Raw genomic sequence first — 24,923 nt, 5'->3', positions numbered from 1 at the left:
GCGTAGAGTTCAACTCAGTCTGCTTTGTCGCCGCCCGCCAGGTTCTTCTTGGCGCCGGTCTTGAAATCGGTCTCGTACCAGCCGCTGCCGCTCAGGCGGAAGCCCGGCATGGACAACATCTTCTTCAACTCAGGTGCCTGGCAGGCAGGGCAATCGACCAGCGGCGCTGCGCTGATCTTCTGAATGGCTTCCAACTGGTGACCACAGGAAGCGCATTGATAGTCGTACATGGGCATGGGGATGTCTCGGCGATCAGAACGTTACAGCGCCACGCCCTGCCCTGTGCATAAAGCCCGGCATGCGCAGCAAAGCGCGGGATTATATCTGGTAAATCGAGGCAGCGCAGCCGGCTTTCTGCCCCTGGCCCGGCCCGCGAGGTTGAAGGGCCGGCCCCGAAGCCAGCGGGCTATTGCGCAAGCGTGTCCGCAGACGCGGCGGCGGCGCGGCCCTTGAGTACATGAACCACGCATACCACCCTCACCAACCCACTGAAGTTCTTCACTCCTCCGTAGCGCAAATGCACTTCCCGATCGACATAGGACAACAAGGCACTGACTGAGCAGGTATTGATCCTGGCGATCTCCGTCAGGATGTTCCAATAGATCTGCTCAAGCCGCAGGCAGGTAGAGAACCCGTTGAGCCTGACCGACCGTGACAATGGCTTGGCCATCCCCATATCGAACCCCTTATCGAAGGGGTCGATCTTTATCTTGTGAAAACCACCGGTTTCCATCACTCCCTTACCTATTCCACATGACATACACCTGACACTCCCTTGCCAAACAGCAGCCAATGGGCTTCTCCCATTGGGCGATGGGCCTATAAAACCGCAGGACGCGCGGAGCAGCCAGAAGACGGAGAGTTGTTAGTCGTAGGACAACGCCAGGAAGCGCAGGGAAACAAGCAGGCAGCGCCCAGAAGGCGCCGCCAGGGTTCGACAGTTACTGGTTTTCGAGCAGGGAACGCAGCATCCACGCGGTTTTTTCGTGGACCTGCATACGCTGGGTCAACAGGTCCGCCGTCGGCTCATCACTGACCTTGTCGAGCAATGGGAAAATGCCACGGGCGGTACGCGTGACCGCTTCCTGGCCTGCCACCAGTTGCTTGATCATCTCTTCGGCGCTCGGCACACCCTCTTCTTCCTTGATCGAAGACAAGCGGGCGTAGATCGAATAGGCGCCAGGTGCCGGGAAACCCAGGGCCCGGATGCGCTCGGCGATGGAGTCCACTGCCAGCGCCAGTTCGTTGTACTGCTCCTCGAACATCAGGTGCAGCGTACGAAACATGGGGCCCGTGACGTTCCAGTGGAAGTTGTGGGTCTTCAGATAAAGAACATAGGTATCGGACAGCAGCCGCGAGAGTCCGTCGACGATGGATTTACGGTCTTCTTCACTGATACCAATATCGATTGCCATGTTTTTCCCCTTCAATTGACGAGCATTCATTGATCAGGTGCAGGACCACTCTAGCAAGAGAGCGGGCCTCGTGCAGCCCCACACACCCGGGCAGCGTGCGGCAAATCGCCCCTGCACCGCCTGCAGACGTGAATTGGCAAGCCTTTCTCCCCGTAGGAAGCGTCTCTGTAGGCCACCAAAAAAACCTGCACCTGTCTAGGACAAGGGTTTGCCGCAGAAATGCCGTACCCGGCGCAACACGCCGAAATGCTTGATTTGAGTAGGCACGGCCTTTGCTGTTAAATAGACGCCGTGTGGCTGCCGTTTATTTCTGCGGCACGCCGCATAGGCTGATACCCGCGTACGTGCTCAACGCCTCCCATTGTTCAGAAGCGAACCGTGCCAGTCAGCTCTTCCTTGTGATCCGTCTTAACGTGAGTTAATCAAAATGTTGAAAATCGTCCACCTGCTAACGGGCGTTGCGGCTTTGCTGCTGTCCTTTATCCCGAGCCTGCAGCCTGAAAGCCTGCCCTACCTGCAACAACACGACGCTCTGTACCTGGCCTTGTTCGGCCTTCTTAACCTGACGCTCGCACCGGTAATCCCTTACTGGAACAAAGGCACGCGTCATCAACTGCAAAACCTGGTCAGTGCGCTGCTGGTGCTGACTGTTGTCGTACAAACCCTCACCCTCCTGGCGCCCATGCCTGAAGTCGGTGGCCATCCGGCTATCCTGCTCAGCCTGGTGATTGCTGTGGTTGCCATCGTTCTTCACCTGGCCATCAGCTTCTACCGTTCGTCCCCAGCGGCCGCGTCGCAAAGCTACGACATGACCAACCGGGATACCGGGACCGTCAAGTGGTTCAACACCTCCAAAGGCTTCGGCTTCATTTCCCGCGATTCGGGCGACGACATCTTCGTCCACTTCCGGGCTATCCGTGGCGAAGGCCACCGCGTCCTGGTCGAAGGCCAGCGCGTGGAGTTCTCGGTGATGAACCGGGACAAGGGTCTGCAAGCCGAAGATGTCATCGCTGCCCTGCCGCGTCGCTGATCCCAGCCTTCGCAGCAAAAAAAACCGCGATCCAGCGTTGCCTGGATCGCGGTTTTTTATTGCCTGCCGTTTCAATAGTGCGGCGGCGGCGCTTCTTCTTCGGACGACTCGAACTGCCCGCCCATTTCTTCCTGACGCTTGAGCAATGCCGTCATCTGCAATTGCAGGCGCTCGACCGCCCGCTGCTGGGTGACCAGGATGTCATTGAGGGTCTCGATGGTGTCGTCCTGGAAGGCCAGGCGGCTTTCCAGGTCGGTGACGCGATCTTGCAGGTCCATGGTTCAGTCCTGGGTAAAGATGAAGTCGGCGGGCAATAGCTCACGCAAACGGGCGCGCATCGCCGACACTTGCTCGTGGTTATAAGGTTGAGCGGGATGTTTGCCCCACACCGGAGCCGGCCAGGCGGCGTCATCGCGTTTGCGCACGATCACGTGCACATGCAACTGGCTGACCACGTTGCCCAGCGCGCCGATGTTCATCTTATCGGCGGCCAGCCCTTCATTAAGCAGCTGCGCCAGGGCCGTCGTCTCTTGCCACAAGGTTTGTTGATCTGCGACATCCAGTTGAAACACTTCGCTGATACCGTCGATGCGCGGTACCAAGATGAACCAGGGGTAGTTCGAGTCATTGGACAGCAGCAGGCGACACAACGGGAAGTCCCCAATGGCCAAGGTATCTTGTTGCAGGCGTTGATCTAGGGCGAACACGTGGGCACTCCGTTCGGCAGGTCAGTTTCAGGCGCCCAGCATACCTTCGAATGCCTACGCGTTCACGGCGAATGGGCACAAGCCTTGAGGCAATCGGATAAAAACTACGCACCCTTTCGAGGCAGGCGCACGGTCGAACACGCTACCTCGGGCCTCGGCGGCACGCACCAAAATGACTCGCTTGTGCATCAAAGGGATCCGCCAAGTACCCACTGATGGGGTGGACCGGTAACGTTTTACCCAGGCGAACGCTTTTGTGAATGAACGCACAGGTGTAACAGCCCGTCGCCAAGCTCGAACCAAAGGGTCTAAATGCCCCGTGTTTATGCGGTTTTTACACTCCCTTCACGCTTTTCACGAAAAAATGACATTCGGCTACCAGTTTGAGCACGCTTGTTGCATTCACCCTCATATCGTCGGCAACGGCACCCGTTTGGAAGCAGGTGTTTCGCGATAAAAACCAGCGGCGGTTCAATGCGCATCAAGGAAGCCTTCAAAGTTAGAAAGATGTAGGAAAAGAGCATTGAAGTTGTCAGCCCGGTTACATTCGGGCTGTGAATTTGCGACATGGATCTAGCGATTTACGACAGCCTCGTAAAGAAGCTGAAAGGAAAGATGGGTAAGTATCGTCATTAGAGTCTGCGTGATATAACTTTGCGCCGACACAAATAAAGAAAGAGCCGCCCAGATAAAAATACAGGTGGGACGGCAGTACTCTTCCTAAAACCAAAGGAGCAAATCACGATGCGCGTGATGAAGTGGAGCATGATCGCCCTGGCTGTTTCAGCAGGCACCTCGCAGTTCGCAATGGCGTCCGCCCAGGACGATTCCAAGGGCTTTGTTGAAGATAGTACTTTCAGCATCAACACCCGCTTGCTGAACTTCCGTCGGGACTTCCGCAACAACGACTCCGGCAAGAGCTACACCAACGAGACAGGTCTGGGTTTCAACGGTCTGTATCAGTCGGGCTTCACTCAGGGTACCGTCGGTTTCGGCGTTGATGTCATTGGCCTCTTGGGCGTGAAACTGGACAGCGGTAAAGGCCGTTCCGGCACCGGTCTGTTCCCAACCGGCTCCGATGGTCGTTCGCAGGATGAATACTCCAAAGGCGGCGGAGCGGTTAAATTCCGCATCTCCAACACTGTGCTGAAGGTCGGTGATCAATACACCACCGCGCCAGTGTTCGCCTCCGATGACAGCCGCTTGCTGCCGGAACTGCCTCAAGGCATCTCCATCACCAGCAACGAAATCAAGGATCTTAAGCTGGAGGCCGGTCACTTCACCTCGATTGTTGCTCAAGATCACACCTACAAAGACAGTATCTCCAGCGCCGAACCCGGTACCAGTACTGGCCTGCGAGACGCCAACTTCGTCGGTGGCGTGTATTCCTGGACACCAGAATTCACCACCAGCCTCTACTACTCGAAAGTAGAAGACTACTGGAAGAAACTCTACGCCAACGTGAACTGGACTCACGCCCTCAGCGATGACCAATCCGTTGCTGTCGATTTCAACATATACAGTACCAAAAGCGATGGTGCGGGCCTGACCCGCGCAGAAAAAGATGGCACCACCAAGCTCGACAACCGTGCGTTCAGCTTGCAAGGCGCATACACCCTTGGCGCCCACACCTTCACCCTGGCAGCCCAAAAGGTCAGCGGTGACGGCGATTACGCATACGGCGTAGACGGTGGCGGCACTGTTTTCCTGGCTAACTCCATCGCCCGTTCCGACTTCAACGCCGAGGGCGAGAAATCGTTCCAGGCGCGCTACGACATCAACATGGCAACCTTCGGCATTCCTGGCCTGAGCTTCATGACTCGTTACGTAACCGGTAGCGGCGCCAACACTGGCACCACGTCGAACGGTAAAGAGTGGGAACGCGATATCGAAGGCAAGTACGTGATCCAGAGCGGCCCAGCTAAAGACCTGAGCCTGCGTATCCGTCAGGCAACCTATCGTTCGTCTGATGGCGTTTACTATGGTTCCGCCTCTATCGACGAACTGCGTCTGATCGCGCAATACCCGTTGAACATCTTGTAATGACAGGTTTCGTTACAGCGATGACTTGAGGCTTCGGCCTTAAACAAAAAAGCCGCTCCCTGTTTAAACAAGGAGCGGCTTTTTTATTGCAGTTTTGTTTCAACCAAAAAAACAACTAGCAAGCTAAGTAACTAGTTTACCGAAGCTGACCTATCGGCCAAGTTCGGCAGCTTCACGCCAAATTATTTCGCCGCACTTTCCTGCATCACACGAATAACACGCTGCGGAAACGGAATATCAATCCCCGCTGCTTTCAAACGATCACGCGCCAGTTCATTAAACATGAACATCACGTCCCAATAATCCGGGGTACTGGTCCAGCAGCGCAGGGAAACCGTAATGGAGCTGTCGCCCAAGGTCGAAACAACCGCCACCGGTGCAGGGTCGGCCAGCACCCGTGGGTCCTTGGCCAGTTCCAGCAGCACTTCGCGAGCTTTTTGCAGGTCAGCCTCGTAATCCACACCGACATCAAACACCACCTTGCGGGTTGGCTGGCGGTTGGTGTTGGTGATGATGCCGTTGGAGAGGATGCCGTTGGGCAGGATCACCGTCTTGTTGTCGCCGGTACGCAGCACGGTGTGGAAAATCTGGATGCTGTCGACAGTGCCGGAGGTGCCTTGGGCTTCAATCCAGTCGCCAATGCGGAACGGGCGAAACAGCAGGATCAGCACGCCACCAGCGAAGTTGGCCAGGCTGCCTTGCAGTGCCAGGCCGATGGCCAGGGTCGCGGCGCCGATAGCGGCGACGAACGAGGTGGTTTCCACACCGATCATCGAGGCCACGCTGACCACCAGCATGACTTTGAGCACGATGTTTGCCAGGCTGGTAATGAAGTGCTGCAGCGCCAGGTCAGCGTTGCGCACCGCCAGCAAGCGGCCCACGCGATGGGTCAGTTTGTTGATCAGCCACCAGCCGATGGCCAGGGTCAGCACGGCCAGCAATACACGGCTGCCGTACTCCATGATCATCGGGATCCAGGACTGGGAGGCCTTGATCAAATGATCCACTTCTGCGTTTAAATCCATGTAGCTTCTCCTGTCTTCGCGGATATGCGGCTTGATTGACTGCCTGAAAACGCAATTGAGCCCCGTAGGGCTCAATTGTAGGCGCTGAGTCTGGGGCGTGGGACGTCAAAAAACCCCACAGGTTCCCCAAAGTGCCATCAGTCGCGGAAGTTATTGAACTGCAGCGGCATGTCGAAGGTCTTGGCGCGCAGGGCCGCGATGGCCTCTTGCAGGTCGTCGCGCTTCTTGCCGGTGACACGCACCTGCTCGCCCTGAATGGCGGCCTGGACTTTCAGCTTGGCATCCTTGATATGCGCGACGATCTTCTTCGCCAGCTCCTTGTCGATGCCTTCCTTGAGCACGGCTTCCTGCTTCATCAGCTTGCCGGAGGCGTAGGCGTCCTTGACTTCAAGGCACTGCACGTCGATCTTGCGCTTGACCAGGGCCAGCTTGAGGATCTCGATCATCGCTTCCAGCTGGAAATCGGCTTCAGCGGTCAGGTTGACGGTCAGTTCCTTTTCCTTGAATTCGAAGCTGCCCTTGCCTTTCAAGTCATAGCGACGGTCCAGTTCCTTGACGGCGTTCTCGACGGCGTTGGTGACTTCGTGTTTGTCCAGTTCAGATACCACGTCGAACGAAGGCATGTGATTTCTCCAATATAAGGGGCGGGCTCAGTAAAGATGGAGCGCGCCCGAGCTAAAATGCCGAGGCATTATAGCGGTTCTTTCGCCTCGTTCACTGTGAGCGACCCTACGGAGCACAAACTGATGTCGACCCCCTGGCATATTCTCGGCGCTGGCAGCCTGGGCACCCTATGGGCCACGCGGCTGGCGCGTGCCGGCGTACCGGTCAGGCTGATCCTGCGTAATGAGGCGCGCCTGGCCAGCTATCGCGCCGGCCAGGGCCTGACCCTGGTTGAGCACGGTGTGGAACACACCTATGCGGTGATTGGCGAAACAGCCGAAAGCCCGGAGCCGATTCATCGCCTGCTGGTGGCATGCAAAGCCTATGACGCCCAACGCGCTATCGCCCAGTTGCAACCTCGACTGGCGCCGGATGCCGAACTGATCCTGCTGCAGAACGGTCTCGGCAGCCAGGACGCCGTGGCTGCACAAGTGCCGTCGGCCCGCTGCATCTACGCGTCCAGCACCGAAGGCGCATTTCGCGATGGCGATTGGCGGGTAGTGTTTGCCGGCCATGGCTACACCTGGCTGGGCGACGCAAACCATCCCACCCCGCCGCTATGGTTGGATGACCTGCAAGCTGCGGGCATCCCTCACCAATGGGCCACCGATATCCTCACGCGGCTGTGGCGCAAGCTGGCGCTCAATTGCGCCATCAACCCGTTGACCGTGCTTTACCAATGCCGCAACGGCGGCTTGCAAGACCATCAGTGTGAGGTCGCCACGCTCTGCGCCGAACTGGCCGAACTGCTGGAGTGCTGCGGCCAGCCTGCGGCCGCACAGGACCTGCACAGCGAAGTGGAGCGTGTGATCCAGGCCACCGCCGCCAATTACTCGTCCATGTACCAGGATGTCGCCAACGCCCGGCGTACCGAAATCAGCTACCTGCTGGGCTACGCCTGCCAGGCCGCGGCCCGCCACCGGTTGGCATTGCCGCATCTGCAACAGCTGCAAGCGCGGCTGGTCGAACATTTGCTGGCACGCGGATTGGCCAGCGACTGAGGCACGCGCTACCCTGCCTACCTGTCTATCACCTGGGAAAACCCTGATGCCACTGCGCCAGCGTCTTGAAAATCTACCGGTAGGGCAGAAACTGCTGGTGGCCCTGCTGGTGCTATTGACCACGGTGTTGCTGGTGGCCAATCTCACATTTATCAGCGCCGCCTACTGGATCTCCCAGGAAAGCATGGCGCCCCAGGCATTGCAGGCCATTGGCCGACTGGTGTCCAACCCATCGCTCGCCGCCGACGCGCTCGAATCCCCGGCCAAGGCCGAGGCGCTGCTCAATGAACTGACCAGCTACTCACCCCTGCGCGCCGCCGCACTCTACGACGGTGAAGGCAACCGTCTGGCGCAGATGCAGCACGGCGACCGCCTGCACCTGCCGGACAATTACCGGCATATCGAGGCCTGGCGCCTGACCGAGTTTCGCAGCAACCAGGTCATCACCCTGCCCCGCGGCACCCAGCCTTCCGGGCATTTACTGCTGGTGGCCAGCAGTGAGCTGCCGGTGGCCTTCTATACCGGCACGCTGACCGCGAGCCTGGGCATCCTGATTTTCAGCGTGCTGTTGTGGCTGGTCATCGCCCGGCAAATCAAACGTCTGATCACGCGGCCCATCCATGAACTGGAAGAACTGTCGCGGCAGGTCACCCGTGAAGAGAACTACGCCCTGCGCGCCGGGCGTGGCAACCATGACGAGATCGGCAGTCTGGCCGAAGCCTTCAACACCATGTTGTCACGTATCGAAGCCCGCGAGCAGCAGCTCAAGCGTGCGCGTGACGATTCCCAGGCCGCTTACGACCAGGCCCAGGGGCTGGCCGAAGAAACCCGGCATACCAACCGCAAGCTGGAACTGGAAGTCCAGGTGCGCAGCAAGATCGAGAAAAAACTCACGGGCTTCCAGAACTACCTCAACAGCATTATCGACTCAATGCCCTCTGCGCTGATCGCCCTGGATGAACAGCTCTATGTCACCCAGTGGAACCAGGAAGCCACCGCCCTTTCCGGCACGCGCCTGGACGAAGCACTGAACCAGCCGATCTTCCTTGCCTTCCAGCCGCTCAAGCCGTATCTGCCGCAAATCAAGGCTACCGTGGAGCAACATACGGTGGAGCGGATCGAGCGGGTCACCTGGATCAAGGACGATGAACCCAAGCATTACGCCCTGACGTTTTACCCATTGATGGGTGGTGCCGGGCGTGGCGTGGTGATCCGAATCGACGACATCACCCAACGCCTGTCCCTGGAAGAAATGATGGTGCAGTCGGAAAAAATGCTCTCGGTGGGCGGCCTGGCCGCCGGGATGGCCCACGAAATTAACAACCCACTGGGCGCGATCCTGCATAACGTGCAGAACATCCGTCGCCGCCTGTCTCCGGAGCTGCCCAAGAACCTGGAGTACGCCGAGCAGGTGGGCATCGAGCTGGACACGGTCAATCGTTACCTGCAAGGCCGCGAAGTGCCGCAGTTGCTCGACGGTATTCAGCAGGCCGGGGCGCGGGCGGCGAAAATCGTCACCCATATGCTCAGTTTCAGCCGCCGCAGTAATCGCCAGATGGCACCCTGCGACTTGCCGGCCTTGATCGACCAGGCCGTGGAAATCGCCGGCAACGATTTCGACCTGACCATCGGCTTCGACTTCAAGGGCCAGGCGATCATCCGTCAGTTCGACCCGCAATTGGGCCCTGTGCCCGGCACCGCCAACGAGCTGGAACAAGTGCTGCTCAACCTGCTGAAGAACGCCGCCCAAGCCATTCACCTGCGCGAAGACGACAGCGAGCCGGGGCGTATTATCCTGCGCACCCGCCTCAACCCGCCGTGGGCAGAAATACAGGTGGAAGACAACGGCATCGGCATGAGCGAAAACGTGCGCAAGCGCACCTTCGAACCGTTCTTCACCACCAAGGAAATTGGCCAGGGCACCGGGCTTGGGTTGTCGGTGTCGTATTTCATCATCACCAACAACCACAAGGGCCAGATGGAAGTGCATTCCACCCCAGGCCAAGGCACCTGCTTTACCTTGCGCCTGCCCCTGGCCGGCAGCCAATTGTCCCCCACAGAACTCACCCAACTGGAGCACTGACCATGGGCTTTCGCCTGTCGAAAATCTACACCCGTACCGGCGACAAGGGCGAAACGGGCCTTGGTGACGGCCGCCGCGTGCCCAAGGACCACCCGCGCGTGGAAGCGATCGGCGAGGTGGATACGCTGAACAGCCAGTTGGGCCTGTTGCTGGCCAACCTGGAAGAACAAAGCGGCAAGCACCCGGCGTTAAATGATGTGATTGAAGTGCTCACGCCGTGCCAGCACCGTCTGTTCGATCTGGGCGGCGAGCTGGCGATGCCGGTGTACAAGGCACTGAACGCAGCGGAGGTGGATCGGCTGGAAGCGGCGATTGATCGCTGGAACGAAGAAGTGGGGCCGCTGGAGAACTTCATCCTGCCCGGTGGTTCGGCGCTGATCGCCCAAGCCCATGTGTGCCGTAGCCTGGCGCGCAGCGCTGAGCGGCGGTGTCAGCACCTGAATGCGCTGGAGCCGCTGGAAGGGGTGGGTTTGGCGTATATCAATAGGTTGTCTGACTTGCTGTTTGTGGCGGCCAGGGTGATTGCCCGGCGCCAAGGTGTTGCCGAAGTGTTATGGCAGGCCGCTGCCAAGCCACACTGAGATTTTTCAGGTGACTGACGGGGCCTCATCGGGAGCAAGCCCCCTCCCACATTTTGAATTGTGAATATATTCAAGTGTGGGAGGGGGCTTGCTCCCGATAGGGCCAGTTAAAAGACCATCAAACCTGTGGCCAGAACGCCCTGATACCTGCCACACCCTGGGCGCCGGCTTCCCAGGCTTGCTCCCGCTGCGAAGGCCCAACCCCGCCCAGCAGGAATACCGGTTTACTGAACCCGGCAATCAACTGCGCCGCCTGCTCCCAACCCAACGGCTGCGCATCCGGATGGGTCTGGGTCGGCTGCACCGGCGAGAGGGTGACAAAGTCCACGTCCATCATCTCTGCCAGCGCCAGCTCTTCAGCATTGTGGCAAGAAGCCGCCAACCAACGGTCTTTCGGCAGCGGGCGGCCCTTGCTCGCGTATTTGCGCAATTGCGCCGAGGTCATGTGCCAGCCAGCAGCAGGGAAATCCCCCAGCCACTCGAACGGCCCCTTGAGCATCAATTGCGCCTTGCCGGCACACAGGCCAACCGCATCCACCGCCAGATCACGGTATTTAGGGTCGTAGCCGTTGGGCGCACGCAGTTGAACCAGCTTGATACCCCCTGCAATGGCCTTCTGGATGCCGCGCAACAGCGTTGGGGTTTCCAGCTCGCCTGGGGTGATCAGGTACTCGGCGGGCAAGCGCGCAGCGGCAACAATCGGCGCATTTGCCGCCGGGAACTCATAGTTGACCAGGTCCCGTGGCGTCACCCATTCCAACGGCTGCCCTTCGGCCCCATGGGGCTCGCCGGTAAAGGCCGAGACTTCCCAGACGTCCAGCAACACCTGCTTGTCCGGGTAATCATGCCGCACCTTGATCAACGGCCGCGCCGTAGTGACCTGAATACCCAGCTCTTCCTGCAGTTCTCGTGACAAGGCCGTGGCGACCGACTCATCGGCCTCCACCTTGCCGCCGGGAAACTCCCAGAGCCCGCCCTGATGCTGGGTATCGGCACGGCGCGCCAGCAGGATCCTGCCATCGACACCGCGGATCACCGCTGCTGCTACATGCACTCGTTTCACCGCCAGTTTCCTCTTGGTATCAGGTACGGTATTCCGCATTGATCTTCACGTACTCGTGGGACAGGTCGGTGGTCCAGATGGTTTCGCTGCACGCGCCGCGCCCCAATTCGATGCGGATGGTGATTTCTTCCTGCTGCATCACCGCCGAGCCCTGGGCTTCGGTGTAGGTTTCGGCGCGAGCACCCCGGCTGGCGATGCACACGTCGCCGAGGAACACGTCGATCTTGCTCACGTCCAGGTCCGGCACGCCGGCACGACCGACAGCCGCCAGGATACGGCCCCAGTTCGGATCCGAGGCAAACAGCGCGGTCTTGATCAGCGGCGAGTGCGCCACGGTGTAGCCCACGTCCAGGCATTCCTGATGGTTGCCGCCGCCGTTGACTTCAACCGTCACGAACTTGGTCGCGCCCTCGCCGTCACGCACAATGGCCTGGGCCACGTCCATGCACACTTCAAACACCGCCTGCTTCAATGCCGCGAACAGCGGGCCGCTGGCTTGCGTGATGGGTGGCAGGTCGGCCTGACCAGTAGCAATCAGCATGCAGCAGTCGTTGGTCGAGGTGTCGCCATCGATGGTGATGCGGTTGAACGACTTGTTGGCCGCGTCCAGGATCAGGCTCTGCAGCACGTCGCGGGAGACTTTGGCATCGGTGGCGATATAGCCGAGCATGGTGGCCATGTTCGGGCGGATCATGCCCGCGCCCTTGCTGATGCCGGTCACGGTGACCGTCACGCCGTCGTGCACAAACTGACGGCTTGCGCCTTTTGGCAAGGTGTCGGTGGTCATGATGCCAGTGGCCGCAGCCGCCCAGTTATCCACAGACAGGTCATCCAGCGCGGCTTGCAGGGCGCCTTCGATTTTTTCCACAGGCAGTGGTTCACCGATCACGCCGGTTGAGTAAGGCAGCACTTGGCTGGCGTCCACGCCGGTCAATTGGGCCAGCTTGGCGCAGGTGCGCGCCGCGGCCACCAGGCCAGGCTCGCCGGTGCCGGCGTTGGCATTGCCGGTGTTGGTCAGCAGGTAACGGATGGTGCCGGCCACGCGCTGCTTGGCCAGGATCACCGGCGCGGCGCAGAAGGCATTGAGGGTGAACACACCGGCGACGGTCGAGCCTTCGGCACAGCGCATCACTACCACATCCTTGCGCCCCGGGCGCTTGATGCCGGCCGAGGCGATACCTAGCTCAAAACCGGCAACCGGGTGCAATGTGGGCAAAGGACCAAGACCAACAGCCATGAATGCGCTCCTCAAAAATAGGTGATGTCTGTGCCGTCGCGATCGACGGTGGGAATTAATGGCAAAACGCCGCGACGGCTAGTGCCGGTCGCGGCGCGGGGTGTTGCAGCGTCAGGGGAAAATCTTAGTTGATTTCGCCGTGGCAGTGTTTGAACTTCTTGCCCGAACCGCACCAGCACAGCTCGTTGCGGCCCAGTTTCTGATCGTTGCGCACCGGAGTTTGCGCCAAGGCCACATCGACCTCTTCGCCCAATGCCTCAGGCGCTTCCAGGCCCGGTGCTTCGTCATGCTGGAACTGCATGCGCGCAGCCAGTGCCTCAGCTTCCTGGCGCAGGCGTGCCTCTTCCTCGACTGGGTCTTCGCGACGCACCTGAACGTGGGACAGCACACGGATCGAATCGCGCTTGATCGAATCCAGCAGCTCGGAGAACAAGGTGAACGACTCGCGCTTGTACTCCTGCTTCGGGTTCTTCTGGGCATAGCCACGCAGGTGGATGCCGTGACGCAGGTGGTCCATGGTCGACAGGTGGTCTTTCCACAGGTCGTCCAGCACGCGCAGTACGATTTGCTTCTCGAAGGTGCGCAGTGCTTCGGCACTCGCCTGCTCTTCTTTTTCGTTGTACGCGGCCAGCAGTTCGGCCATCAGTTTTTCGCGCAGGGTTTCTTCGTACAGGTGATCGTCTTCGTCCAGCCACTGCTGGACCGGCAGATCAACCCCGAAGTCGCTCTTCAACGCCGCTTCCAAACCGGCGACGTCCCACTGCTCAGGCAGGGACTGTGGCGGGATGTGGGCGCTGACGGTGGCGTTGAGCACGTCCTGACGGAAATCGGCGATGGTCTCGCCAATATTGTCGGCGGCCAGCAACGTGTTACGCATGTGATAGATCACTTTACGCTGTTCGTTGTTGACGTCATCGAACTCGAGCAATTGCTTACGAATGTCGAAGTTGCGGCCTTCGACCTTGCGCTGGGCCTTCTCGATGGCGTTGGTCACCATGCGGTGCTCGATCGCTTCACCGGACTGCATGCCCAGGGCCTTCATGAAATTCTTCACGCGGTCCGAGGCGAAGATGCGCATCAGGCTGTCTTCCAGCGACAGGTAGAAACGGCTGGAACCGGCGTCACCCTGACGACCAGCACGGCCACGCAGCTGGTTGTCGATACGACGCGATTCGTGGCGCTCGGACGCGATTACCTGCAAGCCACCGGATTCGAGCACGGCCTGGTGGCGTTTCTGCCAATCAGCCTTGATCTGGGCGATCTGCTCGGGGGTCGGGTTATCGAGGGAGGCCACTTCCACTTCCCAGTTACCGCCCAACAGGATGTCGGTACCACGACCGGCCATGTTGGTGGCGATGGTCAGCGCGCCTGGGCGACCGGCCTGGGCGATGATCTCGGCTTCTTTCTCGTGGAACTTGGCGTTGAGGACCTTGTGCTCGATACCTTCCTTGTTGAGCAGGTTGGACACGTGCTCGGACGTCTCGATGGTGGCGGTACCCACCAGGATCGGACGGCCCTTGGCCATGCCATCCTTGATGTCGTTAATGATCGCCGCGTATTTCTCTTCGGCGGTCAGGAACACGAGGTCGTTGTAGTCTTTACGGGCCAGCGGCTTGTTCGGCGGGATGACCACCACCGACAGACCGTAGATCTGATGGAATTCGAACGCTTCGGTGTCGGCCGTACCGGTCATGCCGGACAGTTTGTTGTACAGACGGAAGTAGTTCTGGAAAGTAGTGGACGCCAACGTCTGGCTTTCAGCCTGGATGTTGAGGTGTTCCTTGGCTTCGATGGCCTGGTGCAGGCCTTCGGACAGGCGACGGCCCGGCATGGTACGGCCGGTGTGTTCGTCGACCAGTACGACCTGGCCGTCCTGGACGATGTATTCGACGTTGCGATGGAACAGCTTGTGGGCGCGCAGGCCGGCATACACGTGGGTCAACAGGCCCAGGTTGTGCGCCGAGTACAGGCTTTCACCTTCTGCCAGCTCGCCGATCTGGGTCAGCATCTCTTCGACGAACTGGTGACCGGCTTCGTTGAGTTCGACCTGGCGGGTCTTCTCGTCGATGGTGAAGTGACCTTCTTTGGTCACCACGCCTTCGACTTCTTCGATGTGCTGTTCCAGGCGCGGGATCAACTTGTTGATCTCGGTGTACAGGCGCGAGCTGTCTTCGGCCTGGCCGGAGATGATCAGCGGGGTACGGGCTTCGTCGATGAGGATGGAGTCGACTTCGTCGATCACGGCAAAGTTGAGTTCGCGCTGGAATTTTTCTTCCATGCTGAACGCCATGTTGTCGCGCAGGTAGTCGAAACCGAATTCGTTGTTGGTGCCGTAGGTGATGTCGGCGGCATAGGCGGCGCGCTTTTCTTCCGGCGGCTGGAACGGCGTTACCACGCCGACGGTCAGGCCGAGGAATTCATACAGCGGGCGCATCCAGTTGGCGTCCCGGCGGGCCAGGTAGTCGTTCACCGTCACAACGTGCACGCCCTTGCCGGACAGTGCGTTGAGGTAGACACCCAGGGTGGCTACCAGGGTCTTGCCTTCACCGGTACGCATTTCGGCAATCATGCCTTCATGCAAGGTCATGCCGCCAATCAACTGCACGTCGAAGTGGCGCATGCCCATCACACGCTTACCGGCTTCACGGGCGACCGCGAAGGCTTCGGGGAGCAGCTTGTCGAGGGTTTCACCTTTGGCTATGCGGGCCTTGAACTCTTCGGTCTTGGCGCGCAATTGCTCGTCCGACAGGGCAACCATCTGCTCTTCGAAGGCATTGACCAGCTGCACCGTCTTGAGCATGCGTTTGACTTCGCGCTCATTCTTGCTTCCAAAAAGTTTCTTTAACAAAGGCGCAAACATATCGGCAGGTTCTTCCACACATAGGGATGGAGGGCGCACCGTCAGTGGCCCGAGCAGCCCTCACGGCCGCATGCGAACGCGCATTCTACCCGGAATCGTGGGTGAGGAAAGTGGCGTTGTTCCCCGATGCTGGCATGGGCCTGTGAGAGGGCTTGTTTAAAATAAGGGCTTTTGCTGGAACTTCAACCCATGAAGTGAAGAAGTTACCTATTGATTTCATGGGAAAAGCCCTGCAGAAGCATGGCTCCGGGCCGTACCGGCGCTTTCTGTTAAGATGAGCGCTCTGTTACTTAAGGTGTCCAGACATGGCATTTCGCCCTCTTACAGCCCGCGCTCCCGGCGTGTTGCTCCGCGAAGCCAAGCCGTTGAAAGCCATCTTCGGCCAGGCGCAACGCTTGGGTCATTTGCAACGCCTGCTTGAAAGTCAATTGCAACCAGCCGCCCGTGAACACTGCCACGTGGCGTCCTGGCGAGAAGGCAACCTGCTGTTAATTGTGACCGACGGCCATTGGGCGACCCGTTTGCGCTACCAGCAAAAACGCTTGCAGCGGCAATTGATGGTACTCGATGAATTCGCCGGTTTGACGCGCATACAATTTAAGGTACAGCCGCCCTCCGTGCCGCAGCGCACGGTGGGACACACGCTGGACCTGTCGGTAAATGCGGCCGAAACCCTGCAGGCAACGGCCGAAGGGATCAGCGACCCGGGCCTGCGTGCAGCCCTGGAACGGCTGGCCGCCCACGCCCGGCCCAAGCCCTGAAACGCTATTTGCGTTTGCTGCCGCCCAACAGCGAGCCCAGCAAGCCACGCACCAACTGGCGCCCCATCTGATTGGCGGCCTGCTGCATCGCTGACTTCAACGCCTTGCCTGCGGTGGTGCCGAGGAATGCACCGGCCTTGTCGGTAAAGCTCGGTTCTTCGGCGGTCGGTGCAGTCTCGCCAGTAGGCCCAAGTTCCTTGCGCGCCATCAGCACCTCATAGGCCGACTCACGATCAACCGGCTTGTCATAGCGACCCAGCAGCGGCGAACTGGCGACCAAGGCCGCACGTTCGGCTTCGCTGAGCGGCCCGATCCGCGATTGCGGGGGGGCAACCAACACACGCTGGACGACTTCTGGCGTGCCTTTTTCCTGCAAGGTGCCCACCAACGCCTCACCGGTGCCCAGCTCTGTCAGTACCGACAAGCTATCGAACGCCGGGTTGGGCCGAAAACCATCCGCCACCGCCCGCAGGGATTTCTGTTCTTTTGCGGTAAAGGCGCGCAAACCGTGCTGGATACGCAGGCCCAGTTGCGCCAGCACCGTATCAGGCAGGTCGCCCGGCGATTGGGTGACGAAGTACACGCCGACACCTTTGGAGCGGATCAAGCGCACCACTTGCTCCAGGCGCTCCTGCAAGGCTCTGGGCGTATCGGCGAACAACAAATGGGCCTCGTCGAAAAACAGCGCCAACAGCGGCTTTTCAGCATCGCCGCGCTCCGGCAACTGTTCGAACAACTCGGCCAGCAGCCACAATAGGAAGGTCGCGTACACCTTGGGCGCTTCATGCACCAGGCGGCTGGCGTCCAACAGGTGGATGCGCCCACGGCCATCGCTGGCGGGCTGCAGAATATCTTCGAGTTGCAGGGCAGGCTCGCCAAACAGGGCTTCAGCGCCTTGCTGCTCCAATACCGCCAGGCGCCGCAACAGCGCCTGGCTGGAACCCGTGGTCATCAATGCCGCGTCTTCGCCCAGCAGTTCCGGGTGATAACGCAGGTGGTTAAGGAGCGCCTTGAGGTCCTTGAGGTCCAGCAGCAACAGGCCTTCGCGGTCCGCCACCTTGAAGGCCGCGTAGAGCGCCGATTGCTGGCTGTCGGTGAGTTCCAGCAGGCTGCCAAGCAATAACGGGCCCATTTCGCTGATGGTGGTACGCAGCGGATGACCGGACTGGCCATGGATATCCCAAAGGGTAACGGGGTACGCCTGGGCCTTGTAGTCAAGGAATGGCATGCCGGCAATCCGCTCGGCGACTTTGCCCTGCGGATTGGCAGCGGCACCCAGGCCGCAAAGGTCGCCCTTGATGTCGGCGGCGAACACCGCCACACCCGCATCACTGAAGGCTTCGGCCAGGCGCTGCAAGGTGACGGTCTTGCCGGTGCCCGTGGCGCCGGCGATCAACCCATGACGGTTGGCCAGGCGCATGGACTGGGCGATGGGCTGGCCGTCTGGGCCGGCACCGATAAGCAGTTGTGTGGAGTCAGGCATTTCGTCACCTATGGTTAATCTTTAGTGCCGCAAGGTCGATATAGACAGATGTAAGCCCGACAAAGACTAAAAAATGGTCAGATAATTCCGATATGGACCGACGGAGCTATCACCAGAAATACCACACCTTTTTTGACGCTGCCATTTTGCGCCTCCCGTCCAGGAAGCGCCTCGGATATTAAGACCTTAGCGGACCCTACAAGCCATGAATAAAAATCTGCGCTTCAGCCACAAAATCCTGCTTGCAGCCTCCCTTATCGTCATCGCCGCCTTCGCGTTGTTCACCCTCTACAACGACTACCTGCAACGCAATGCGATTCGCGACGACCTCAATAACTACCTGCATGAAATGGGCGAGGTCACCGCCGGCAATATCCAGACCTGGCTCACCGGGCGTATCGCGCTGGTGGAAAACGCAGCACAAAATATTGCCATCAACCCAGAACCGTCCGTGGTCGCCAGCCTGCTGGAACAGAAAGCGCTGACCTCTTCATTCATGGCAACCTACGTCGGCGACAGCCAGGGCACTTTCACCATCCGCCCTGATACAAAGATGCCCGACGGCTTCGATCCGCGTGTTCGCCCCTGGTACAAGGGCGCCCAGGCCAGCAACGGCTCAACCCTGACCGAACCCTATATCGACGCGGCCACCGGTCAACTGATCATTTCTGTAGCCACCCCCAGCGCCAAGGCCGGCCAGAGCATCGGCGTGGTAGGCGGCGACCTCAGCTTGCAAACCCTGGTGGATAACATCGGTGCGCTGGACTTCGGCGGCATGGGCTATGCGTTCCTGGTCAGTGCCGACGGCAAAGTGCTGGTGCACCCGGACAAGACCCTGGTGATGAAGACCCTGGCTGACGTGTATCCAAAGGACACGCCGAAGATCAGCGGCGACTTCAGCGAAGTACAAGCCAACGGCAAAACCAACATCGTGACCTTCACCCCGATCAAGGGCCTGCCATCGGTGAACTGGTACCTGGGTGTGTCGGTGGATAAAGCCAAGTCGTTCGCCATGCTCAGTGAATTTCGCACCTCGGCCGTGATCGCCACGATCATTGCGGTGGTGATCATCATCGCCCTGCTGGGCATGTTGATCCGTGTCTTGCTGCAACCGCTGCACCTGATGACCCGCGCCATGCAAGACATCGCCGACGGCGAGGGCGACCTGACCCGACGCCTGGTCATCCAGAACAACGACGAGTTCGGCACCCTCGGCAATGCCTTCAACAGCTTCGTCGAGCGTATCCATACCTCGATTCGCGAAGTGTCTTCGGCCACCGAACAGGTCAATGAAGTGGCACTGCGCGTGGTCAGCGCCTCCAACTCGTCGATGGTCAACTCCGACGAGCAGGCCAACCGCACCAACAGCGTCGCCGCCGCCATCAATCAACTCGGTGCCGCCGCCCAGGAGATCGCCCGCAACGCCGCCCAAGCCTCCAACCAGGCCAGCGATGCGCGCCACTTGGCCGAAGACGGCCAGCAGGTGGTTGAACGCAATATCAAGGCGATGACACAGCTATCGAGCATGATCAGCGCCTCGAGCAGCAATATCGAAGCACTTAATAGCAAAACCGTGAATATCGGTCAGATTCTTGAAGTGATAACCAGCATTTCCCAGCAAACCAACCTGCTGGCGCTCAACGCGGCCATTGAAGCGGCACGCGCCGGAGAGGCCGGACGCGGCTTTGCGGTAGTGGCCGATGAAGTGCGCAACCTGGCCCACCGCACCCAGGAGTCGGCGCAACAGGTGCAGAAGATGATCGAGGAGCTGCAGGTCGGCGCACGAGACTCGGTGAGTACCATGAGTGAAAGCCAACGCCACAGCCTGGACAGCGTGGAAATCGCCAACCTGGCCGGCGAGCGCTTGAACAGCGTGACCCAGCGTATTGGCGAGATCGACGGCATGAACCAGTCGGTCGCCACTGCTACCGAAGAACAGACGTCGGTGGTGGAGTCGATCAATATGGACATCACCGAGATCAACACCCTCAACCAGGAAGGCGTGGAAAACCTGCAATCGACACTGCGCRCCTGCTCGGACCTGGAACGGCAAGCGTCACGCCTGAAGCAATTGGTGGGCAGCTTCCGTATCTGATAGACAGAGGGGCCTGGCGGTACTCAGTCAAAATGTGGGAGGGGGCTTGCCCCCTTCCGACATTCGCCAGCATTTCAAACTTGAACATGCAGCACGGCATCAATCCCAATCGAACATCTCTGCGCGTCTCAGGTCCACGTTAATGAGAGCAATGGATCGGAGGGATGTTTATCGTGCATATCGCTGACATAACCATGTTCTACGCCCCGGCGAGTGGCGGCGTACGCACCTATCTCGACGCCAAGCACCGACGCCTGGCGCTCAAGCCTGGGATTCGCCACAGCCTGCTGGTGCCTGGCGCGCACTTGAGCGAGCACGATGGGATCTTCAAGGTGCCGGCTCCTGCCCTGCCCTTTGGCAAGGGCTATCGCTTCCCCCTCCGCTTGGCGCCCTGGCGAAATGTGCTGCACGATCTACAGCCCGATCTTATCGAAGTCGGCGACCCCTACCTCACCGCCTGGGCCGCGCTCGATGCCCGGCGCCAGCTGGACGTGCCGGTGATCGGCTTTTACCACTCCGACCTGCCGCTGCTGGTAAGCAACCGCATGGGGCCCTGGTTTACGCCCAACGTCGAGGCCTATGTCAGCAAGCTCTACGGGAATTTCGATCGGGTACTGGCCCCCAGTAAGGTGATGGCCGACAAACTCACCGGCCTCGGGGTCAGAAATGTCTTCGTCCAACCGCTGGGGGTGGACCTGCAAACCTTCACCCCCGACGTGCGCGACCATGGCCTGCGCGCCGAGCTGGGGATTGGCGAAGACACCCGATTGTTGATCTTCGCCGGACGCGGTTCCAAGGAGAAAAACCTGCCGGTGCTGCTCAATTGCATGAAGCGCCTGGGCGACGGCTACCACTTGCTGCTGGTGGGCTCGGGCATGCCGGCCAACGTGCCGGATAATGTCACCGTGGTCGATGGATTCCGCCCTGCCCAGCATGTCGCCCGGCTGATGGCCAGCGCCGACGCCTTGCTGCATGGCGGCGACCAGGAAACTTTCGGCCTGGTGATCCTGGAAGCCATGGCCTGTGGCATCCCGGTCGTCGCCGTTGCGGCCGGGGCCTTCACTGAAATTGTCGACGAGCGCTGTGGCCTGCTGTGTGCGCCCAACAACCCCAAGGCGATGGCTGACGCGGTGCGCGAACTGTTCGGTGCCGACAGCCGACGCCTGGGCGCCCAGGCGCGGCAGCACGTTGAGCAGCATTATGCGTGGGACACCGTAGTCGATAGCCTGCTCGGCCATTATCACGCCGTGCTGGGCACGCACAAACCGATGCTCGCCCATGGCTGAGCGTTCGGTCATGCTGGTGTTGCACGATGTAGCACCGAGCACCTGGGCTGACTATCGCCCGTTTGTCCAAGCCGTGGATGCGCTGGGCAACGTGCCCATCACCTGGCTGGTGGTGCCAGACTTCCATCACCATGACGACCTGGCCGCCCACGCCGACTTTCGCCGCTTGCTCGACAGCCGCGTGGCCAAGGGCGATGAACTGACCTTGCACGGCTACTATCATTGCGACGACCAGCCCAGGCCACGTACACCAAAAGACTGGTTCATGCGGCGCATCTATACCCATGAAGGCGAGTTTTACCAGTTGTCCCAGGCCGAAGCCTTAAAGCGGCTTACTGCCGGCATCGAGATATTCCAGCGCAATGACTGGCCGCTGCACGGGTTTGTCGCCCCCGCCTGGTTGATGAGCGACGGCACCCGCCAGGCATTGCGCCAGTTGCCGCTGAGTTACACCAGCGACCCGCAGCATCTTTATCGACTGCCTGACTTCACGCGCATCGACGCCCCAGGCCTGGTCTGGAGCGCCCGCAGCGCATGGCGCCGCGGCCTGTCCAAAGTCCTCAGTGACCAACGGGAGCAGCGCTGGCAGACCGCCCCGGTGATCCGGTTGGGGCTGCACCCGGTTGACATGCGCCACGAGTTTTCTCGTCGTGCCTGGCTACAAACTCTGCAACGCCTGCTCAGTGCTGGGCGCACTCCACAGACCAAGGCCGCCTGGCTGGCGACGCAGCCATGAGCCGGCTGATCTGGTTATTGCTGGCCCTGCTCATCGCGCTGGTGATTCCCGTTTGGCTGGGCGGCGGAGAAACCCTGTTGCGCCTGCGGCAGTTCCCCTTGCCCCAATTGCTGGGGATGTTTGCCATGATTATCGGCTGCTGGCTGATCAACAGCCTGCGCATCCGTCTGCTGCTCGGCGAGCAGCGCGGCCAGTTGGGGCCGCTCAAAAGCCTTGGCGTGGTGATCTCCACCGAGTTCGCAATGTGCGCTACGCCCGGGGGCAGCGGTGGCCCCCTGACACTGATGGCGCTGCTGGCGCGCAATGGCATACGTCCTGCCCATGGCAGTGCGGTGTTTGCCATGGACCAGTTGAGCGACTTGCTGTTTTTTCTCTGCGCGCTGGCGGGCATTCTCTTGTATGCGCTGTTCCATAGCCTCAACCCACGAATGGAGTGGCTGCTGGGGCTCAGCGCGGTATCGATGGTCGGCGGGATCATCAGCGGCTGGCTGGTCGTGCGTTTTCATCGCCGTCTGATTCGCCTTACGGGCCTGGCGCTCAAGACCCTGAAAGTACGCGCCAGCACCCGCCGACGCTGGGCGCGCAAGTTACTGCGCTTTCTCGCAGCCTTTACCCAAACCCTGAAATTGCCTTGGCACACGCTGTTACGAGTGTTTGCGCTGACCAGCCTGCATTGGTTATTGCGCTACAGCGTGTTGTACCTGGCGCTGCGTGGCCTGGGCGGCGATGTGCAGTGGGCCTGGAGCTTCCTGATCCAGATGCTGGCATTGACGGCGGGGCAATTCAGCCTGTTGCCGGGCGGGGCCGGGGCGGCCGAGCTGACCTCGGCGGCACTGTTGGCGCCCATGGTAGGCAAATCCACGGCCGCGGCGGCGATTCTGATCTGGCGGGCGGTGACCTATTACTTCTACCTGCTGGCCGGCGCACCGGTGTTTCTATTAATGGTCGGCAAACCACTGCTCAAACGTCTTTTTCGGGGGGCACGCAAGGTTCGTCCTGCTGCAGCTGTTCCCACAAGCGGGCAGCCCCGGGGAAATCAGTACCATCCTCGGCATCCAGCGCATCCGGGTCGTAGCGACTCAGACAGCCCTCGCCCAAGGTAGCGGGCGCCCTGGAGGTGGCTTTATCGAGGGGGTCGGTCATGTGGGTGTCCTACAAATAAAAAGGGCCTGGGGAGTTGTACCCCCAGGCCCTTTCTTATTCAACTATTCAACCCAACGGGCTGATCAGAACACCACGGTCTTGTTGCCATGCACCAAGACGCGATCTTCCAGGTGATAACGCAGGCCACGGGCCAGCACCATCTTCTCGACGTCACGGCCGAAACGCACCATGTCTTCGATACTGTCGCTGTGGCTGACGCGTACCACGTCCTGTTCGATGATCGGGCCGGCATCCAGCTCTTCAGTGACGTAGTGGCAGGTCGCGCCAATCAACTTCACGCCGCGCAGGGAAGCCTGGTGATAGGGCTTGGCCCCGACAAACGACGGCAGGAAGCTGTGATGAATATTGATCACCTTGCCGGCGTATTCACGGCACAGTTCCGGCGGCAGGATCTGCATGTAGCGCGCCAGCACTACCACGTCTGCGTCGTGCTGCTTGACCAGGCGCGATACCTCGGCGAACGCAGGCTCCTTGTCCTGGGGATTGACCGGCACGTGGTAGTACGGGATGCCATGCCATTCGACCATGCTGCGCAGGTCGTCATGGTTGGAGATCACGCAGGCAATCTCGCAGTCCAGCTCATCGCTGTGCCAACGGTGCAGCAGGTCCGCCAGGCAGTGGGATTCGCGGCTGGCCATCAGCACCACACGCTTCTTCTGCTCCGTGTCGGTGATGTGCCAGGTCATCGAAAACTCTTCGGCGATCGGCGCAAACGCCTCGCGGAAGGCTTCCAGGCCAAAGGGCAGTGTATCGGCACGAATTTCGTGACGCATGAAAAACCAACCGCTGAGATCGTCCGAGTGATGGCTCGCCTCGGTGATCCAACCATTGTGGGAAGCCAGAAAGTTACTGACCTTGGCAACGATGCCAACCCGGTCCGGGCAAGCAATCACCAGCCGAAAAGTGCGCATTAGGGGGAAACTCCAGAACTTCGCAAAGGCCGCTATTCTAGCGATTGCGCAGAAAAACTGCAGTATTCCTGATGCCTTATTCGCGGTGCTGGTCCTGGCAACACCCCTTATTCGCGTAAGGTTTTTACCACCGCTGTTTGACCGTATAAGGCAAACTCGAGCAGTTAACAGGAAATTAACGCGATTATCTTTCTGCCCAGCGCCTATTAATTAACTCGTTTGCATCGCTTTGCCACAAACATTCAATGTAATTCACACAAATACCGTCTTAAATGTTTACTTGGCGAAATTGCCTGACTATTATTGGGCCACTCACCCTGCCAATCAGCGTTCTACATAAGGTAGTCCACATGTCACTGATCAACGAATACCGCGCCACCGAAGAAGCCATCAAAGAGCTGCAAGCTCGTTTGAAGAACCTGTCCCAAGACGACAAGCTGCAAACCGAGCTGGAATTCGAAGGCAAATTGCGCACCCTGATGGGTGAATACTCCAAATCCCTGCGTGACATCATCGCGCTGCTGGATCCAGAGTCGAAAGTTAAAGCACCACGCGGCGCTGTGAAAACTACCGGTACCAAGCGTGCTCGCAAGGTCAAGCAGTACAAAAACCCGCACAACGGTGAAGTGATTGAAACCAAAGGTGGCAACCACAAGACTCTGAAAGAGTGGAAAGCCAAGTGGGGCGGTGATGTGGTTGAAGGTTGGGCTACCCTGCTGGGCTAAGCCTGGTCAGACCTTCGGCCGATACGCAACACATTAAAAACGCCAGCTTGCTGG

23 protein-coding genes and 1 pseudogene are annotated in these 24,923 nt (G+C 59.6%); 12 read left to right on the top strand and 12 right to left on the bottom strand.

Annotation, left to right across the window (positions count from 1 at the left end):
- Nucleotides 1–14 precede the first annotated feature (14 nt).
- The 3 genes from ASD70_RS24260 to ASD70_RS24250 form a co-directional block, all read right to left on the bottom strand.
- Complete coding sequence (locus tag ASD70_RS24260; protein ID WP_003193872.1) at nucleotides 15–236, bottom strand: FmdB family zinc ribbon protein; 222 nt, start codon at nucleotides 234–236, stop codon at nucleotides 15–17.
- Between the two features lie 170 nt (nucleotides 237–406).
- Nucleotides 407–760, bottom strand: a complete 354-nt coding sequence (locus ASD70_RS24255) for a ribbon-helix-helix domain-containing protein (RefSeq protein WP_046069318.1) — start codon at nucleotides 758–760, stop codon at nucleotides 407–409.
- A gap of 181 nt (nucleotides 761–941) precedes the next feature.
- The gene (locus ASD70_RS24250; RefSeq protein ID WP_003193874.1) at nucleotides 942–1,415 is read right to left on the bottom strand and encodes a Dps family protein; all 474 of its coding nucleotides are present in this window, start codon (nucleotides 1,413–1,415) and stop codon (nucleotides 942–944) included.
- A gap of 427 nt (nucleotides 1,416–1,842) precedes the next feature.
- Here ASD70_RS24250 and ASD70_RS29850 point away from each other — a divergent pair, with 427 nt between their 5' ends.
- Nucleotides 1,843–2,445: a cold-shock protein gene (locus tag ASD70_RS29850; protein ID WP_046069319.1), complete on the top strand. Its 603-nt coding sequence runs from the start codon at nucleotides 1,843–1,845 to the stop codon at nucleotides 2,443–2,445.
- Nucleotides 2,446–2,516: 71 nt separating this feature from the next.
- On the opposite strand, the gene ASD70_RS24240 is transcribed toward ASD70_RS29850, so the two are convergent.
- Entirely contained in the window at nucleotides 2,517–2,723 is a 207-nt protein-coding gene (locus ASD70_RS24240) for a SlyX family protein (RefSeq protein ID WP_017847119.1), read from the bottom strand.
- A 3-nt stretch (nucleotides 2,724–2,726) separates the two neighbouring features.
- A complete protein-coding gene (locus tag ASD70_RS24235; RefSeq protein ID WP_046069320.1) occupies nucleotides 2,727–3,152 on the bottom strand; it encodes an HIT domain-containing protein in 426 nt (141 codons plus the stop codon).
- Nucleotides 3,153–3,896: 744 nt separating this feature from the next.
- Here ASD70_RS24235 and ASD70_RS24230 point away from each other — a divergent pair.
- Entirely contained in the window at nucleotides 3,897–5,195 is a 1,299-nt protein-coding gene (locus ASD70_RS24230; protein ID WP_056847618.1) for an OprD family porin, read from the top strand.
- A gap of 182 nt (nucleotides 5,196–5,377) precedes the next feature.
- Here ASD70_RS24230 and ASD70_RS24225 read toward each other — a convergent pair whose 3' ends face one another.
- Together ASD70_RS24225 and ASD70_RS24220 are read right to left on the bottom strand one after the other, a co-directional pair.
- Complete coding sequence (locus tag ASD70_RS24225; RefSeq protein ID WP_046069322.1) at nucleotides 5,378–6,220, bottom strand: mechanosensitive ion channel family protein; 843 nt, start codon at nucleotides 6,218–6,220, stop codon at nucleotides 5,378–5,380.
- Nucleotides 6,221–6,357: 137 nt separating this feature from the next.
- Nucleotides 6,358–6,843, bottom strand: a complete 486-nt coding sequence (locus ASD70_RS24220; RefSeq protein ID WP_003193880.1) for a YajQ family cyclic di-GMP-binding protein — start codon at nucleotides 6,841–6,843, stop codon at nucleotides 6,358–6,360.
- A gap of 123 nt (nucleotides 6,844–6,966) precedes the next feature.
- On the opposite strand from ASD70_RS24220, the gene ASD70_RS24215 reads away from it, so the two are divergent.
- The 3 genes from ASD70_RS24215 to ASD70_RS24205 are packed head-to-tail and all read left to right on the top strand — an operon-like array spanning nucleotide 6,967 to nucleotide 10,548.
- Nucleotides 6,967–7,884 (top strand): putative 2-dehydropantoate 2-reductase, encoded by a 918-nt coding sequence (locus ASD70_RS24215; RefSeq protein WP_056847617.1) that lies wholly within the window; start codon nucleotides 6,967–6,969, stop codon nucleotides 7,882–7,884.
- Between the two features lie 46 nt (nucleotides 7,885–7,930).
- The gene (locus tag ASD70_RS24210; RefSeq protein ID WP_046069324.1) at nucleotides 7,931–9,967 is read left to right on the top strand and encodes a sensor histidine kinase; all 2,037 of its coding nucleotides are present in this window, start codon (nucleotides 7,931–7,933) and stop codon (nucleotides 9,965–9,967) included.
- 2 nt (nucleotides 9,968–9,969) lie between these two features.
- Nucleotides 9,970–10,548 carry a cob(I)yrinic acid a,c-diamide adenosyltransferase gene (locus ASD70_RS24205; protein WP_046069325.1) on the top strand — a complete coding sequence of 193 codons (579 nt, stop codon included), beginning with the start codon at nucleotides 9,970–9,972 and terminating at the stop codon, nucleotides 10,546–10,548.
- Between the two features lie 118 nt (nucleotides 10,549–10,666).
- Here the strand turns inward: ASD70_RS24205 and ASD70_RS24200 are convergent, their stop codons facing one another.
- The 3 genes from ASD70_RS24200 to secA form a co-directional block, all read right to left on the bottom strand.
- Complete coding sequence (locus ASD70_RS24200; protein ID WP_056847616.1) at nucleotides 10,667–11,611, bottom strand: Nudix family hydrolase; 945 nt, start codon at nucleotides 11,609–11,611, stop codon at nucleotides 10,667–10,669.
- Nucleotides 11,612–11,630: 19 nt separating this feature from the next.
- Entirely contained in the window at nucleotides 11,631–12,848 is a 1,218-nt protein-coding gene (argJ, locus tag ASD70_RS24195; RefSeq protein WP_056847615.1) for a bifunctional glutamate N-acetyltransferase/amino-acid acetyltransferase ArgJ, read from the bottom strand.
- 124 nt (nucleotides 12,849–12,972) lie between these two features.
- Nucleotides 12,973–15,708 carry a preprotein translocase subunit SecA gene (gene secA / locus ASD70_RS24190; RefSeq protein ID WP_056847614.1) on the bottom strand — a complete coding sequence of 912 codons (2,736 nt, stop codon included), beginning with the start codon at nucleotides 15,706–15,708 and terminating at the stop codon, nucleotides 12,973–12,975.
- A gap of 305 nt (nucleotides 15,709–16,013) precedes the next feature.
- Here secA and ASD70_RS24185 point away from each other — a divergent pair, with 305 nt between their 5' ends.
- Nucleotides 16,014–16,469 carry a DUF721 domain-containing protein gene (locus ASD70_RS24185; RefSeq protein ID WP_056847613.1) on the top strand — a complete coding sequence of 152 codons (456 nt, stop codon included), beginning with the start codon at nucleotides 16,014–16,016 and terminating at the stop codon, nucleotides 16,467–16,469.
- Nucleotides 16,470–16,473: 4 nt separating this feature from the next.
- On the opposite strand, the gene ASD70_RS24180 is transcribed toward ASD70_RS24185, so the two are convergent.
- A complete protein-coding gene (locus ASD70_RS24180) occupies nucleotides 16,474–17,952 on the bottom strand; it encodes a helicase HerA-like domain-containing protein (RefSeq protein ID WP_046069330.1) in 1,479 nt (492 codons plus the stop codon).
- A 205-nt stretch (nucleotides 17,953–18,157) separates the two neighbouring features.
- On the opposite strand from ASD70_RS24180, the pseudogene ASD70_RS30055 reads away from it, so the two are divergent.
- From ASD70_RS30055 to ASD70_RS24160, 5 genes and pseudogenes are all read left to right on the top strand, one after another.
- Nucleotides 18,158–19,189, top strand: a pseudogene (locus ASD70_RS30055) (HAMP domain-containing protein); the annotation flags it as partial.
- A 93-nt stretch (nucleotides 19,190–19,282) separates the two neighbouring features.
- On the top strand, nucleotides 19,283–20,047 hold the full coding sequence (locus tag ASD70_RS30050; protein ID WP_442965929.1) for a methyl-accepting chemotaxis protein: 765 nt from the start codon (nucleotides 19,283–19,285) through the stop codon (nucleotides 20,045–20,047).
- 164 nt (nucleotides 20,048–20,211) lie between these two features.
- The gene (locus ASD70_RS24170) at nucleotides 20,212–21,333 is read left to right on the top strand and encodes a glycosyltransferase family 4 protein (RefSeq protein ID WP_056847611.1); all 1,122 of its coding nucleotides are present in this window, start codon (nucleotides 20,212–20,214) and stop codon (nucleotides 21,331–21,333) included.
- Nucleotides 21,326–22,069 (top strand): DUF2334 domain-containing protein, encoded by a 744-nt coding sequence (locus tag ASD70_RS24165; RefSeq protein ID WP_046069333.1) that lies wholly within the window; start codon nucleotides 21,326–21,328, stop codon nucleotides 22,067–22,069. The genes ASD70_RS24170 and ASD70_RS24165 overlap by 8 nt, the downstream gene beginning before the upstream one ends.
- Nucleotides 22,066–23,172, top strand: a complete 1,107-nt coding sequence (locus ASD70_RS24160) for a lysylphosphatidylglycerol synthase transmembrane domain-containing protein (protein WP_056847610.1) — start codon at nucleotides 22,066–22,068, stop codon at nucleotides 23,170–23,172. The genes ASD70_RS24165 and ASD70_RS24160 overlap by 4 nt, the downstream gene beginning before the upstream one ends.
- A 123-nt stretch (nucleotides 23,173–23,295) precedes the next feature.
- Here ASD70_RS24160 and purU read toward each other — a convergent pair whose 3' ends face one another.
- A complete protein-coding gene (purU, locus tag ASD70_RS24155) occupies nucleotides 23,296–24,144 on the bottom strand; it encodes a formyltetrahydrofolate deformylase (RefSeq protein WP_019821236.1) in 849 nt (282 codons plus the stop codon).
- 350 nt (nucleotides 24,145–24,494) lie between these two features.
- Here purU and mvaT point away from each other — a divergent pair, with 350 nt between their 5' ends.
- Complete coding sequence (gene mvaT, locus ASD70_RS24150) at nucleotides 24,495–24,869, top strand: histone-like nucleoid-structuring protein MvaT (RefSeq protein ID WP_005790963.1); 375 nt, start codon at nucleotides 24,495–24,497, stop codon at nucleotides 24,867–24,869.
- The last annotated feature ends 54 nt before the right edge of the window (nucleotides 24,870–24,923 follow it).

It is taken from the genome of Pseudomonas sp. Root569, from assembly GCF_001427465.1.
Lineage (GTDB): Bacteria > Pseudomonadota > Gammaproteobacteria > Pseudomonadales > Pseudomonadaceae > Aquipseudomonas > Aquipseudomonas synxantha.
Note: the sequence above shows the minus strand (reverse complement) of the source record. Positions and strands in the feature narration are given on the sequence as shown.